Origin of the sequence: Lacticaseibacillus zeae subsp. silagei (assembly GCF_030770335.1) — a bacterium.
Lineage (GTDB): Bacteria > Bacillota > Bacilli > Lactobacillales > Lactobacillaceae > Lacticaseibacillus > Lacticaseibacillus zeae.
This window is the reverse complement of record NZ_CP132484.1, coordinates 1128346-1142852: the sequence shown is the minus strand read 5'-3', so window position 1 is coordinate 1142852 and position 14507 is coordinate 1128346. Positions and strand designations below refer to the sequence as shown.

Genomic DNA, 14507 nt, shown 5'->3' with positions numbered 1-14507 from the left:
CTCGCTTTGACTTTATTTATCTGAATCATTTTCGTTTAAACCGCGATCAATCGGCATTTCCGGTGTTCGGCTAGGTGAATTGAAAATCCAATTCAACAGCACGGCGCTTAAGCTGGTCATCAAAATCCCTGATCCGAAAAGCAGCTGAATGGTTTTCGGCAAAAACTGGACAATATGCGGTTGAACGGTAACGCCTAGGCCTAGGCCAATCGAAATTGCGGCAACCAGCAAATTCTTGTCATTTTCAAAATCAACCTGTTGCAGCATCCGGATGCCTTGAACCGCCACCATGCCAAACATCACTAACATCGCGCCTCCAAGAACCGGTGCAGGAATGATCGTGGCCAATGCACCGATTTTTGGCAACAGCCCCAAAATAACCAGGAAAATTGCCGAATACATGACCGGTTTCCGCGTTTTAATGCCTGAAAGCTGCACCAAGCCGACATTTTGCGAGAAGGTCGTGTACGGGAAGGTGTTAAACAAACCGCCTAACATGACTGCCAAGCCCTCCGCGCGATAGCCACGTTTCAGATCGTCCGCTTCGATTTTCCGCCCAACGATATCACCTAAGGCAAAGAAAACGCCAGTACTCTCAACCATCGACGTCATCGAAATCAGAATCATCGTGACGATCGAACTCCATTCAAAATGCGGTGCCCCAAAATAAAATGGCGTCGGCACATGAAACCAGCTAGCTTCGACGACTGGCTGAAAACTAACTAACCCGAAAAAGCCAGCTAAGACGGTCCCGGCGATCAAACCGACCAAAATGGCGATGGAGTGCAGAAAACCTCTCCCCCAAACGTTAATGGCCAGAATCAGCAACACCGTGAACGTTCCGACCAGCAGATTTGTCATATTGCCGAAATCTTTGGCCGTTGTGGAGCCGCCGCCAAGATTCTGGAAGGCGACCGGAATTAACGACAATCCGATAACCGTAATCAGCGAGCCGGTCACCAGCGGCGGAAACAAAAAGCGCAATTTTGAAAACGCCCCGCCAATCAGAAAGACAAATAAACCAGCAACGATAATGGCACCATACATCGTTTGAAAATTAAATTTCTGCCCGATCATGATCAGCGGCGCCACCGCCTGAACCGCACAACCTAAAACAACCGGTAATCTGATGCCAAAATATTTATTGCCAAATACCTGTAAAGCAGTAGCAATGCCGCACATAAAAATATCAATCGAAACCAGGTAGGTCATCTGTTCCGAAGTAAAGTGCAAAGAGGCACCGATCAGAATCGGCACCAGTACCGACCCCGAATACATGGCTAACAAATGTTGCAGCCCAAGTGCCGCGGCTTTTGGATTGGAAATGCTTTTACTTTTCATGTTTAGGCTTAGTCCTCCGGTGCAAAAATGACGTGGCCATCTTCAAACGCACTGATTCTTGCCAAAGATTCAACCCGGACATGTTTGTCATCCAACAACTTGCGGCCCTTCTGGAAGGTCTTTTCGATGACAATCCCAACGCCGCTTAATGTTGCGCCGGCTTGGGCAATGATCTCCATCAACCCTTCAACCGCTTGGCCATTCGCCAAAAAATCATCAATAATCAGCACATTGTCGTCCGCGGAAAGGAACTTGCGGGAAATCGCAATTTCATTGGAAGTCTTTTTGGTAAATGAATAAACCGTGGCAGTGTACAGATGATCCTTTAAGGTCAGACTCTTGTGCTTGCGGGCAAACACAAGCGGCTTGTGAAACTCCATCGCCGTTGCAATCGCAGGGGCAATGCCGGAACTTTCAACAGTAAGGATTTTGGTGATCGGCTCATTGCTGAAACGCCGGTAAAATTCCTTACCCAGATCGGCCATTAAATCAGGATCGACTTGATGATTCAGGAAGTTATCCACCTTCAACACATCTGTTCCGATAACTTGGCCATCCTTTTTGATCCGGTCTTCCAGTAATTTCACCACAAGCACTCCTTCTATTTGTAAATTTTCAACAAGCTTACCATAAAAAACGTTGTGGAACAATATAGCTTCGGCAATTCCCGAACGAGACAAGTAGCCGCTTTCACGACAGTAAGAGAACAAAACCCCTGTGATTTGGGGCTATTAAAGCCAAACAACAGGGATTGTGCAAACATTAAAATGCGAACATTCAGCTGTCATATTGCGTCAGGTTCCAAGTTTCAATCAGATGAATCAACTTTTGCGGATAATCAGGATCGGTCGCATACCCATCTGTCTGTAGAGCCGATGCTGCCGATTTGTAATCCTTGGCCGCGCGCACGGTTGCGTACTGTTGTGGATTCCAATCAGTCCCGTTGACAAATAACAGCGCGTGATCACGGATTGATGCCGTATCATCGCTGTACACCCGAAACCGTCCATCAACCGTAATCCACTTATCATTGACATATTCTTTGGTTCGTAGCACCTTGGTGTTCGCAGGATTCGTTCCTTTAATGCCGAACAGATTGTGATAATCTTTGGCCAATGTGCTTGTGCCCCAGTCGGATTCAAGAATCGCCTGTGCCAACGTAATACTGGTCAAAACGCCATACTGTTTCTGCATGGCTTGTGCTGTCGGTGCCAGTCGCTTAATGAAAGCCTCTTTCTTCGCCTTTTCGGCCGCTTTCTTATCGATAATGGCCTGCTGCTGTGAAACTTCAGCTTGACGCTGTGACCAATATGAACCGACCACCAACGTTGCCCCGACTGCAAAAAACGCCAGAACGAGCCAGGCAGCCAGCGGAATCTTTTTCAATGTAAAACGGTGGCGCTTTTTCGCCAATGGCCTTTACCCCTTCGTCTCATTTTCACGTGTCAGTAACAACTTGCGCCGTAAAACCAGCATATCCTGCAACTTCAATCCATCAGCATAGACAGGCTGGCTGTATTGGTCAAAAAAGTGTTTACGAATCGAATCCAACCGAAACCCGCGTCGCATGTAGAAGCGGAGATTATCAAAATCGACATCGCCAGTGCCCACCAAAATCTCCTGATATTGCTGAGTGGCATATACCAAGCCCACGTGCCGCAATAATCCGGACGCAATGCCTTGACGGCGGCGCGCAGGCGCGACCGCAAGATTTTTCAATTCAATCGTCTGCTCATCTACTGGAACAACCATCGCGACGCCGACCGGCACCTGATCATCAAGCGCGGCAAAAAGTGTCCCTGTACTTAAATAGCGACTAAGCATGGCGGGATCTTCATCCCCCACCAATAGGAGATCTAAATATTGAATCCTTGCCTCAGGTGCCACTTCTTCAAATTTTAACATCGCGCCCCAGCCTCCATTAGCCCTATCCAAAGATGATGATTTTGTTATAGATTAGTTTACCATGGACCAATGGCTCTGATGTTACGAAACATTGTTTTTTTTACGAAAAGCTAGAGAATCAGTTCCTGGCTCACGCTCACACAAAGAAAAACCGACTGCATCGAATGCAGTCGGTCAATGGTTTCTTTAATTAGTCTTTGTTAACGTTAACCGCTTGTGGGCCACGATCGCCGTCTTCGACTTCAAACGTTACCGCTTGGCCTTCTTCGAGCGTCTTGTAACCGTCGCCTTGGATAGCTGAGAAGTGAACGAAAACATCGCTGCCATCTTCCCGTGTGATAAAGCCGTAACCTTTTTCAGCGTTGAACCATTTAACTGTGCCGTGTTCCATGAGAACATTCCTCCTTGCGTCATTTGACGCATGATAATATCGTGTATTTCTGTTTGGTACAAGTGGAAGAAAGTTCTGAAACCATGCAACCACGACCATTCAAAAAGTACATGTTTAGTCTACCATCACGGCAAAAGCGCCGCAAGTGTCAGCACTTTCAGAAATCAATTTTGCGAGGAAATAATATGATTGAAATTGCGCTTTAACTGTAGCAAGCGGGAGAAGTCTTCCAAAAAATAAAATAAGCGGGCGCGGCTTTCAAACGATGCACGATCAGTCGGCAGCGGTGAAGCCGCAAAGTTGCGCTGAATCTTTTTGACCATCGTAACTAGTTGCGTCGCCGGATTATCTTCATTCAACACACTAGCTGTCATCGACAAGGCATCGCTGATAACAGCCGCCTGCAAAACCGGTGTCTCGATTCGATCCAGGCTATCCTGCATTTGGCGTAACAGTTCATATTGATTGGCCCGCATCTCGAAGTAAGCTTGGTAATAGTCATTTTCCGACCACAATTGATTGTCACTGTGGCGATTGGCCCAAGCCACTGCCGCATCCAGCGTCATTTTCAAATCTGATAAATTCGCCCAGTTATCGGCACTTTTAAGATGCTCCGGCCCTAGCTGTTGACTCATATGATCGATGATTTCTCGCATTTCCGCTTCGACCTGTGCCTGGAATTCCGTGATTTTGGCTTCCAGGCTCGGCATAAACAGATTTGCCACAAGCGCAACGCCGGCACCGACTGCCAACAACAAAAGTTCATTGCGAATCCAGAACCAGCTGCAGCTTTTGGCCATCATAAAATGCGTGACCAACACGGCCGTCATCACAATGCCGCTTTGCACTTCAAACACGTTGGTTAGTGGAATGAAGATTAAAAGGAAAACGCCAAACGCCAGCGCATTGTATCCCAGAACCAAAAATGCCCCGATCGCAATGACAAAGCCCAGCACAGTCGCCAGCAGTCGGTAGGCAACCAGCCGGAACGATGCTTTGGTGGTATTCTGAACTGACAGAATCGTAATGATACCGGCAGCTGTCCAATATTCAAGATGTAAGGCATAAGCGATGAGCATCGCAACTGCTGTTCCCACCGCTGTTTTAACCGTTCGCATACCGATATGCATAAGCAATTCCTCCATTTGCCCTTAGTTTATCATACGTTGTTTTGTTATTAGCGTGATTGCTTCTAAGCCCGCTCACCATGTAGCCTCTAGTAATTCCTTTGTTGTTACGCTACCATAGAAAAAGAGGACTAAGACATGAAAAAATTACTGCCATTATTAGCCGTGCTAGCCTTTCTTTTTGTTGGGTGTTCGGCTACTTTAAATCAAAAAAAACAACTGCTGACAACAACACAGACTGTGCAGACCCAAGTGCAGCAAGAGCAGCAAGCGTTGCAGGTCATTGGCTCGACGGTGAATGATTTTCCGTCCACCTTTGAGAAGGCTTATCAAGATGACCCGTCGGCAGATCTAAAAAATGACGATGGTGCCGTCAAGAAATTGTTGGATAAACGCGCCGCAGCGTTCAAATCATTGGAAGCGGCGAACACAGCGCTGACTGATGCCAATAACACCTTGACCAAACACAATAACCAACCGTCTGAAGACATGCCCCAAGCGCCGCTGAGCAAGGTGCTCACCAGTCTCAAGCTGGCCAAACTCGATCACAAAACCCTGGTTAGTTATTATCGGGAAATGTTGAGTGCCGAGGACGACTTTTTTGCAGCCACGGCTGGCAGCGACGTGTCGCAAGCAGACTTGGAAACTCAGATCTCACAACTCAATCAATATTACAGTTCACTGAATCAGCAAATTGATGTCATGACGGCTAATCTGACAACCGTAACGAGTCAGAATACTAAGTTAACCAAAGCAGTCAAGGCGATGCATGACTGAGTGCTTGTCATCATCATAACGCGTTCGCCAGCCCAGAAACCGGAGCGTAAGGACCTTGGCGCAATGGCCAAAACCGGGCCATCACACCCAAGGCCACTTACACTCCGACTTCTAATCGCGCTGGCTCGCGCTCACTTTTCTAAGGAGGTCCCTTCTATGCCGCAAAGCGTGGCAATTATTATCCCTTGTCATAATGAATCCGAAAACGTTCCTTTGATCTACCAAGCTTTAATGAAAACTTTTCAAACCGACCTGACTCAGCTGCAGCCGCAAATCTGGTATGTCAACGATGGCTCGACTGATGACACGCTCGCCCAAGTCCAGCATCTGCAAGATAGCGATGCGCAAGTGCACTATATTGATCTGTCGCGCTCATTTGGTAAGGAAGCCGCGATGTATGCGGGATTGGTCACCGCCAAAGCTGATTATTATGCCGTGATGGACGCTGACCTGCAAGATCCGCCAGCCATGTTGCCGGACATGTACGCTGCCCTTCAGGAGGGTTATGACATGGCCGGCGCCCAGCGGACAGATCGTTCCGGTGAAGCGCCAGTGCGGTCATTCTTTTCCAATCTCTTCTATAAGTTCATCAATCGTGTTTCTCAGACCCAGATTGTTCCCGGCGCCCGCGATTTTCGGCTCATGACCCGCCAAGTGGTTGACGCGATCGTACATATGACCGAGCGTAATCGGTTTTCAAAGGGGCTTTTTAGTTGGGTTGGCTTTAAAACCAAGTACCTTCCCTACCAGAATATTGAGCGCCAACACGGTGAAACGAGTTGGTCGTTTACTGGCCTTTTGCGTTACGCCATTGATGGGATTATTGATTTTTCCGATGCCCCGCTGACCTTCGTTTCGATGATCGGCATTATTAGCTTTTTAGGCGCGTTTGCGGCCCTGATATTTATCGTCATTCGGGCGGCGCTTTATGGCGATCCGACAGCAGGTTGGCCGTCGATGGTCTCGATTTTCCTCATGATCGGCGGCATTCAACTATTCGCGCTGGGTATTGTGGGTCGTTACATCGGCCGGATCTATATCGAAACCAAGCAACGCCCGATTTTTATTGCCCGTAAAATCAAATAAAACCGGCATGCAGACTTTTCAGCTAGTTCAGCACAAAAGTCTGACACATCGGTACATTGACCATAACGCACTACTTCGTATCTTCGGAAGTGGTGCTTTTTTCTGGATCAAAATTGCGAATTGCGACAAAGATCCAGCTCAGGAAAAATATAATGGCAGCCGCCAAGGAAAGCCATCCAGTAACATGTTGCAACCGCGTGCCGGTATAAACAACCCGCACCCGGTGACTGCCAGCCGGCGCCGTGATGGTCAAGCGGGCATTTTTACCTTGTGCACGATACGGAACGACTTTCCCGTCAACGGTGACGTTGTAGCCGACGTAGGCAAACTTAGGTAATTGCAAGACAACCGATCGCGTGCTGGTATAACCAAAGCGCAAATCGTTATAATGCTGGGTCAGCGGGGTCAGGCGATGAAGTTTATGTGACGGCAAAACCACGGTCTGGTCTTTCTTGAAAAAGGTGGTGGAATCGAATTGTTTCGGTGCATACTCCGAACCGCCGCCAGTCGCATCGCCATAGTAAGCGGCGGCATTTTCGTCCGTTACTCGGTAGGTATTGGCATTCGTCATGGTTGTATTGATTGTCGCGGCATAGCTAAACCCGACCACGCAGGCCGCCAAGACCATCCCCCATGCGAAATGTTGCGGATGCACTTTTTCCGCCACCACCAATGCCACAGCCAGACTCAGGAATAAAGTCGTTAGCTCCAAGTATCGCCAAGGAAACTGAATCGTGCCCAAAACGGTCTTCCGAAACAGTGACCATGGAAAAAGATTAGTGCTTAAGAAAATGGTGACAAAACCAAGTCCGGTCGCTACTTTGACGGAGCGGCTCAACTTCGGCCACCAAAGCGCCAACCCAATCGCAATACCCAGCATCAAAACGCCCATCCCCGGACGGAACGTCTGATTCACGTTTTGCATGTTGCTGGTGGAGGCATACATACTCAATGAATTCTGGAACAGGTCGCCTAGGCTATATTGCAGGTAATTGAGCCAAATGGTGGCAGATTCGGCAAGTTTTAGCGGCAAATGTTGCGAAATCTCCCACATAGGCAGGTAGCTGCCCACCCCCATCAACAGGGAGCTGATCGCCGCGTATGCCGTATACCGGACCATCCGCCACGAAACGCGTCTTAATGCCACCAACACCAGGAACCCGCCAACCAGAAACTCGAGCACCATTACGAGCGACAGCATGTGCGCGTACATCAAGCCCGTCACGCCAAAGGCCAATAAGAACCAGTTGTCTGACTGCTTTATGTAGATCAGGTACATGCCAGCAGCAATGATCGGTAAAAAGATAAAGGCAAGATTTTCACCAAGAGCTCCGCGAACAAAGGCATCCAGCATCCGATAGACCGCTGTTGTATACACGACACTGAAAACGAATGCCGCAAGCGGACGGCGACGAATTTTCAGAAAGCTGGCGTAGGCTGCCAATACGGTCGCTACCAAAATCAATGTTTGATAGCCGTAATAGGCGCTGACCACCCCGAGTCCGGCTAACCGCAGCCAAACATACGGAAGCAGCATTAAGGACGGATAAAAAGCGTCAAAGGCATAGCCAAAGTGGCGAACTTCTTCAGGAAAAACTTTAGGAAAATACGCGCCATGCTGCACGCTGGTGACATAGCTTTCCATGCGGCGCAATTGCGGCATCGTGTCGTCTTGGTGGAAAATATAGGACAGATGCAATTGCGGCCACTGTACCAATAACACTAAAGCAACTGCCAACAGCGGCAGCAGCCAGATCGCATTGGTCTTTAAAAATCTCCTGATGTCTGAACTTCTTGTTTGTGTTGCCATAAAAGCCCTCCAAACGATGATCAACGCGCACGTTCTCTTAATATTGTAACAATAACGGCAACAGCGGGCGAAGTGATTTTTAAAGAATCATCAAGACTTGCAACTTAAAACGTTTTCATGCTGTTCCGGCTGCTGCACCTGGCCAGTCCCGCGTTATGATTAAGTTAATATTTAAACTTAGCTTATTTTTTATTCAGCGCGGTTTTTGCTATCATATTAATTATTAACGACTAACCGATTGCTTTTCAAAGGAGTCCTGCCTGGATATGTTGCATTTCAAAAAAACCAAAACCTGGCCGCTACTGCTTGTGAGTTTTGCGCTGACTTTTCTCATCAGTCTCTGTGTTTTTGCCGCTTTAAAAATGGCGCCATTTGGCACGTCGTCTATTCTCGCCAATGACTCGGCAGTGCAATACATCGACTTTTTTACTTATTTAAAACACGCATTGGCAGGAACCGCAGGCAAGGCGTATTCCTTTTCGAACAGTCTTGGCGGTGGCATGTATGCTAACTGGACTTACTACTTACTGAGTCCGTTTAACCTGATCTTTGTTCTTGTTTCCCGGCACGCGTTACCAGTTGCCATGTTGTTTGTGACGGCGCTTAAATACAGCGCTGCTGCGGCAACAGCTCAGTGCTATGCCAGTCATCATGCCGGCGCCCGCTGGTACACGTTGGTCTTCAGTATCAGCTATGGCTTGTCCGGCTTTTTGGTCGCCAACTTTCTTAACATCATGTGGATGGATGGCGTCATTTTACTGCCATTAGTGGTCTTGGGCATTGATCGGCTGTTTGAAACGCATCGGATCATGCCGTACGTCTTGCCGCTCAGTCTTAGTTTCATAACGAACTATTACATCGGCTTCATGATTGCCATTTTTGCGGTTTTATATTTTGGTTGGCGCTGGGCGATCCAACATCAAACCCACCTACTCCGCAAAATCGGCCTATTTGCTGGCGGTTCGTTACTAAGCGGGATGCTTGCCGCCGTGGTGTTAATTCCGACTTACTTTGCCTTGGCTGCTTCACGGCTATCAAGTGCCGGTGCGGATTTCAGTGTGAAGGCACTTTATTCGTTGCTCGACTTGCCTTCTAAGTTTATCCCCGGGAGTTTTAACTTCGACCAACTTTCCAACGGCTTACCCAATCTTTACATGGGCATGATTGCGTTGCTGGGAGCGGTGTGCTACTTTTTAGCAGCGTCGATTCCAGTCCGCGAACGGCTCGTCTCTGGTGGGTTGACCCTGCTGCTGATCCTGTCGATTTGGCTGAATCCGCTTGTGTTGATTTGGCAAGGCTTCCGCGCCCCGGTCTGGTACCTTTACCGCCATTCGTTCATCGTGATCTTCTGGCTGCTCATACTGGGTCTGCGCGGATTAGCCCATCTGCCTTCCGTTTCCCGCTTTCGCCTCGGCATGGCCAGCATCGCCACAGCAGGCTGCTTAATGATCCCAACGATTTTAAGAATGGCCACTCATAAATACGTCACCGCACTCAACCTCACCCTCGGCGGCGTCTTTTTGCTGGTTGCCGCACTCCTGCTTTATAGTATCCGCAGTCGGCTGCTACCGCAAAAATGGCTGGTTAGTGGCATCGTGATCTTGCTTGTTTTAGACATGGGCACTAATGCGTTCACGAGTCTAAAAGCGATTAGTTTCGTGCCCGCGGCGGACTTCACGGTTACCAGCAAAGTCCTTCAAGCTGGTTATGACGATGCTAAGAAACTCAGCTCAGGCGGCTTTTACCGAATGAATGCCGATAGCCAACGCTCCATGGATGACCCGTATCAATATAATTTTAACGGCATCAGCACTTTTTCTTCGGTACTCAACACCAGTACTATCAACACCTTAACCAATCTGGGCGCGATCGGATCAGCCGGACGGGTCAAAAATAATGACCTCACTTGGCCTTTGGAAAGTCTGCTGGGCGTCAAACAACTATTGATCGTTAACACCCAGAGTAAGAAAACCGGGACAAAAGCCTATCAGCAAGTTGCTTCCCGAATTATCTCCAACCCACGCTACGACTTATCGGCTTACAAGCTCGTGGGCCACAATAACTATTTCAATATTTACCAAAATCCCGATGTCCTGCCGGTAGCCACCCAAATTTACCGGAAAATTCCAACTCAGGTTCAGGCCAACCCAGTGCTCCAACAAAACTCGTATTTTGAAACACTGACACCTCAAGCCAACCAGACAATGCTGACAACCAGCGACTTTTCAGGCATCAGCGTCGACAACGTCAAACCGCTCACGACCTTGACGAACGCTGTTGCGACCAAAGTCAACAAGAAAAACGCAGCTTCGATCACGTTAACGGTCAACCCGACCAGCGAACAACAATATCTGGTTATGGGCGAAAACATGCGCAAGAACATGGCGATCAGTATCAACAACATTCCGGTTAAAAATGACCCCGACACTGGCAGCAAAACAGTTTCAATGCCGATCAACAGCACCAAACCGACCACGATCACGTTGACATTTAACCGTGGCCTCAATCAAATTGATCTCGATCACTTTGCGTTATACACACTCAATCGCACCGCGTTTAAACAAACCATTGCCACAGCCAAGCAAGAGGCTCCGCAACAACGCATTCAAAATGGCCGAGTTACCCTGACAACCAAAGCAAACAACAGCGGGTACATCATGCTGACCATTCCTTACGAAAAAGGCTGGCAAGTTAATTCTAAAAAAGTGACCTTGCAAAACTATCGCGGATTCATCGGCCTCAAAGTCCCCACTAGCCGTTCGACGTTCACCTTAACCTATCACACGCCCGGCATCACCCAAGGCTGGTGGCTGACGATTATCGGCGTTCTGGTGGCTATTGGTGTCACCGTCTATGAATATTGGCCAAGCAACCGGCGCCACTTGAAGCAGACAAAACGAATTTGATCGTCGTGAGTTCGTTTATCGACCAACGTAGAAGCTTTGTCTTTTCGTCGCCAGAAACGACTTCAAGATGATAAATCTGGCTATACCTAATTTAAATAAAAATAATAGCAACCCATGATTTTGTTCATTAATCCATGGATTGCTATTTATTTTTAAATTAATAAGTAGTAAATAAAAGAAAAATATACAGAACTTTTAGCTTACATGGTTGCGTTTTCATCATTTGATTGCTAAAATGCAACTATCAACTGAATAAACAAGCGTATGTTACTGGTAATGCAGGCAAGACTTTGATCATCGTTTCGACGTCAAACGATCTTCTTAATTTTGCCTGTTTTTTTCTCGCTTCAAAAATTGGTCACCCCATTAACCACTCGCAAAGCCCCTCAGCTGCTAGGCTTAATGGCAAACTTTAAGAAAGGAGGAGTTGTGTGTTTCGCATCAAAAAGGTTCTCAATGTCAACGTGGTGCTCGCAGAACAAAACGGGGATGAGTATATCGCTTTTGGCAAAGGCATTGGCTACCATCAAAAGGTTGGTGTCACCATCCCCGATACCGCTGTGTTCAAGAAGTTCATGCCAATAGATGACAGCCGCAAAAGCGAAATGATCCAATCGCTTAACCGCATTCCCGCGGTTTACATCAGCATGACGTCACAAATCGTCACTTATGCCGAAGAACAACTGCAAGCATCACTGCTCCCTAGCATTTATTACGCCTTAACGGATCATCTTCATTTTTCGGTTCAGCGTTACCACGCCCAGCAGGCATTGGGCAATCGGATTTATTGGGAAATGAAGACCTATTACCCCGACATTTTTACCATTGGCGAATACGGCTTAACCGTTGTGCGCGATACCTTAGAAGTCACGTTACCTAAGGAAGAAGCCGCCAATATTGCTTTTCATATTATTAATGCCACACCGGCTACAACCGCCAAAGCCAATGTTTTGGAAGTCACCCAACTCGTTGACAACGTCCTGCAAGCCGTTCGCGCGCTCACCGGCGGCACGATTGTTACCACTAGCTTGCACTATGAGCGGTTCGTCACCCACATGAAGTTCTTCGCCGAACGCTATCTAAGCAACACCATGTTGGAAGATGACGGCCAGTTACTGGTCAATGTGTACAGTTTGTACCCCGAAGCGGCCAAAATTGCTCTCAAAGTCGACAAAACAATCATGGCCATTTACAATAAACCGCCGACAAAAGAGGAACTGGCTTATCTCATTATTCACATCCACCGCGTGCTAATCGGGTAACCCACTGCCACGCACTCAAACAACCCAATCAAGGAGGCAACTATGTCTGACCAGTTAAAAATCACCGATCGCATTATGCAGGCGGTCGGTGGCGTTGACAACATTAAAAGTCTTAGCCACTGCGCGACTCGCTTGCGTTTTGTCTTAATCGATAAAACCAAGTTCAACACTCAACAGCTTGAACAGATTCCCGAAGTGCTAAGCGCCATCAGCTCAGGCGACGAATCCCAAGTCGTTGTTGGCGCCAAAGTGACCCAGTACTATGCCGAAATCATGAAAAACTATCCCATTCGCGAAAACAACGCCACTCCCGACGCAGCTGCGAGTTCCGAAAAGAATGTCCTAAAACGAGTTCTAAATGCCATCGTCAATATCATGGCACCCATCATCACCGTTTTAATTGCCGGTGGTTTATTCAAAGTGGTTATTGCCATCATGGCGCTTTGCGGACTTGATCCCAAAAGCGTGCCTTATTTAACCTTGAGCTTCATGGCGGACGCCGCGTTTTATTTTCTCCCCTTCATGTTAGCGGTCAGTGCAGCCAAAAAATTCAATACCAACACTTACTTGGCTATGATGATGGCCGGTGTCCTACTGCACCCTAACTTCACCGCAATGGTAGCAGCTGGCAAGCCCATTGCTTTGTTCGGCGCCCCAATTCGCCTTGCATCATACGGCGGCAGTGTCATTCCGATTATTTTAATCGTGTGGTTCATGAGTTATGTCGAACGGTTTGCGGAAAAAGTCGCACCGGATATGATTAAAACGATGCTTAAGCCGCTGCTGGTCGCCTTGATCACGGCACCGGTTGCCTTAATCGTCATTGGCCCGATCGGCAGCATGATGGGCGATGGCTTATACGCCGCCATCTCTGTGTTGAACCGAAATGTTCCTTGGCTAGTGCCAACCCTCGTCGGTGCCTTCACCCCGCTACTGGTCATGGTTGGTATGCATGTGTCACTGCTTCCGCTGGCCACCCTTTCCATCGGGCGATTCGGATCTGAAACCATCATGGGTCCCGGCATGCTGGCCAGCAACATTGCCCAAGCTGGTGCTTCCGCGGCGATTGCCGTCCGTGAACGCAAAGCCCGCGGACGTCAGATTGCGTTGTCTGCCACGGTGACGGCATTATCCGGTATTACCGAACCGGCACTTTACGGCGTAACGCTCAAATACAAACGTGCCTTAGCCTGCGTCATCGCGTCTGGTGGGCTAGCGGGATTATACGCCGGCATCAGCGGCCTTGTCCGCTATTCGTTTGGCTCACCAGGGATTTTCACGTTACCGGTTTTCATTGGTGCGAATCCGGATAACTTCCGCAACGCTTTAATTACCGTGGCGATCGCTTTTGGTCTGACATTCATCACGACCTACTTTTTCGCTGTGGTTGCTGATTCACCGGCTACCTCAGCCGCTAAGCCAACTACCCAACAATTTAAAAGCGTGGTTGCCGGCCGGATTGTTCCGCTTAGCCAGCTTGATGACGAGGTTTTCGCTTCCGGATCACTAGGTCATGGGGTGGCCATCGACCCCGAGGCTGACACCATTACGGCACCGTGCGACGCTAAAGTGACCATGGTTTACCCAACCGGTCATGCCATGGGGCTCACAACTGCCAATGGCCAGGAAATTTTAATCCACATTGGCATCAACACCGTCAACCTCAAAGGCCGCGGCTTCAAGACTCTAGTGGAACACAATCAGGAAGTTAAAGCCGGTCAACCGCTGGTGCAGCTGGATTTGCCTTTGATTCGTCAAGAAGGGTTTGATCCAACCGTGATTGTCTTGCTGATCAACACAGCTGCTCACCAGATTGACGTACACGACCAACCAACTGTCACCAATGAAGATGCGTTACTCACCCTTCGTCAACCGATGCCTGAGGCTTAAAAAGGAGCAAGT

The 14507-nt window shown here is 48.4% G+C and carries 12 protein-coding genes; 5 read left to right on the top strand and 7 right to left on the bottom strand.

Annotation, left to right across the window (positions count from 1 at the left end; genetic code table 11):
- Positions 1 to 12 precede the first annotated feature (12 nt).
- From LACZS1_RS05460 to LACZS1_RS05435, 6 genes are all read right to left on the bottom strand, one after another.
- Positions 13 to 1341, bottom strand: a complete 1329-nt coding sequence (locus LACZS1_RS05460) for a nucleobase:cation symporter-2 family protein (RefSeq protein ID WP_070651963.1) — start codon at positions 1339 to 1341, stop codon at positions 13 to 15.
- Positions 1342 to 1349: 8 nt separating this feature from the next.
- A complete protein-coding gene (locus tag LACZS1_RS05455) occupies positions 1350 to 1928 on the bottom strand; it encodes a xanthine phosphoribosyltransferase (protein WP_047106314.1) in 579 nt (192 codons plus the stop codon).
- A gap of 190 nt (positions 1929 to 2118) precedes the next feature.
- Entirely contained in the window at positions 2119 to 2754 is a 636-nt protein-coding gene (locus tag LACZS1_RS05450) for a glycoside hydrolase family 73 protein (protein ID WP_070651964.1), read from the bottom strand.
- A gap of 6 nt (positions 2755 to 2760) precedes the next feature.
- A complete protein-coding gene (locus tag LACZS1_RS05445; protein ID WP_010488969.1) occupies positions 2761 to 3246 on the bottom strand; it encodes a GNAT family N-acetyltransferase in 486 nt (161 codons plus the stop codon).
- Positions 3247 to 3436: 190 nt separating this feature from the next.
- The gene (locus LACZS1_RS05440; protein ID WP_306402907.1) at positions 3437 to 3637 is read right to left on the bottom strand and encodes a cold-shock protein; all 201 of its coding nucleotides are present in this window, start codon (positions 3635 to 3637) and stop codon (positions 3437 to 3439) included.
- Between the two features lie 164 nt (positions 3638 to 3801).
- Entirely contained in the window at positions 3802 to 4767 is a 966-nt protein-coding gene (locus LACZS1_RS05435) for an aromatic acid exporter family protein (protein WP_010489006.1), read from the bottom strand.
- Between the two features lie 135 nt (positions 4768 to 4902).
- On the opposite strand from LACZS1_RS05435, the gene LACZS1_RS05430 reads away from it, so the two are divergent.
- On the top strand, positions 4903 to 5541 hold the full coding sequence (locus tag LACZS1_RS05430) for a YkyA family protein (protein ID WP_070651965.1): 639 nt from the start codon (positions 4903 to 4905) through the stop codon (positions 5539 to 5541).
- Positions 5542 to 5697: 156 nt separating this feature from the next.
- The gene (locus LACZS1_RS05425) at positions 5698 to 6627 is read left to right on the top strand and encodes a glycosyltransferase family 2 protein (RefSeq protein WP_070651966.1); all 930 of its coding nucleotides are present in this window, start codon (positions 5698 to 5700) and stop codon (positions 6625 to 6627) included.
- A 70-nt stretch (positions 6628 to 6697) separates the two neighbouring features.
- Here the strand turns inward: LACZS1_RS05425 and LACZS1_RS05420 are convergent, their stop codons facing one another.
- The gene (locus LACZS1_RS05420) at positions 6698 to 8437 is read right to left on the bottom strand and encodes a putative glycosyltransferase family protein (protein WP_070651967.1); all 1740 of its coding nucleotides are present in this window, start codon (positions 8435 to 8437) and stop codon (positions 6698 to 6700) included.
- Positions 8438 to 8703: 266 nt separating this feature from the next.
- Here LACZS1_RS05420 and LACZS1_RS05415 point away from each other — a divergent pair, with 266 nt between their 5' ends.
- From LACZS1_RS05415 to LACZS1_RS05405, 3 genes are all read left to right on the top strand, one after another.
- Positions 8704 to 11343, top strand: coding sequence for a YfhO family protein (locus LACZS1_RS05415; RefSeq protein ID WP_070651968.1), 2640 nt, complete (start codon positions 8704 to 8706; stop codon positions 11341 to 11343).
- Positions 11344 to 11774: 431 nt separating this feature from the next.
- The gene (locus LACZS1_RS05410; RefSeq protein WP_070651969.1) at positions 11775 to 12605 is read left to right on the top strand and encodes a PRD domain-containing protein; all 831 of its coding nucleotides are present in this window, start codon (positions 11775 to 11777) and stop codon (positions 12603 to 12605) included.
- A 42-nt stretch (positions 12606 to 12647) separates the two neighbouring features.
- Entirely contained in the window at positions 12648 to 14495 is a 1848-nt protein-coding gene (locus tag LACZS1_RS05405; protein ID WP_070651970.1) for a beta-glucoside-specific PTS transporter subunit IIABC, read from the top strand.
- Positions 14496 to 14507: the final 12 nt, after the last annotated feature.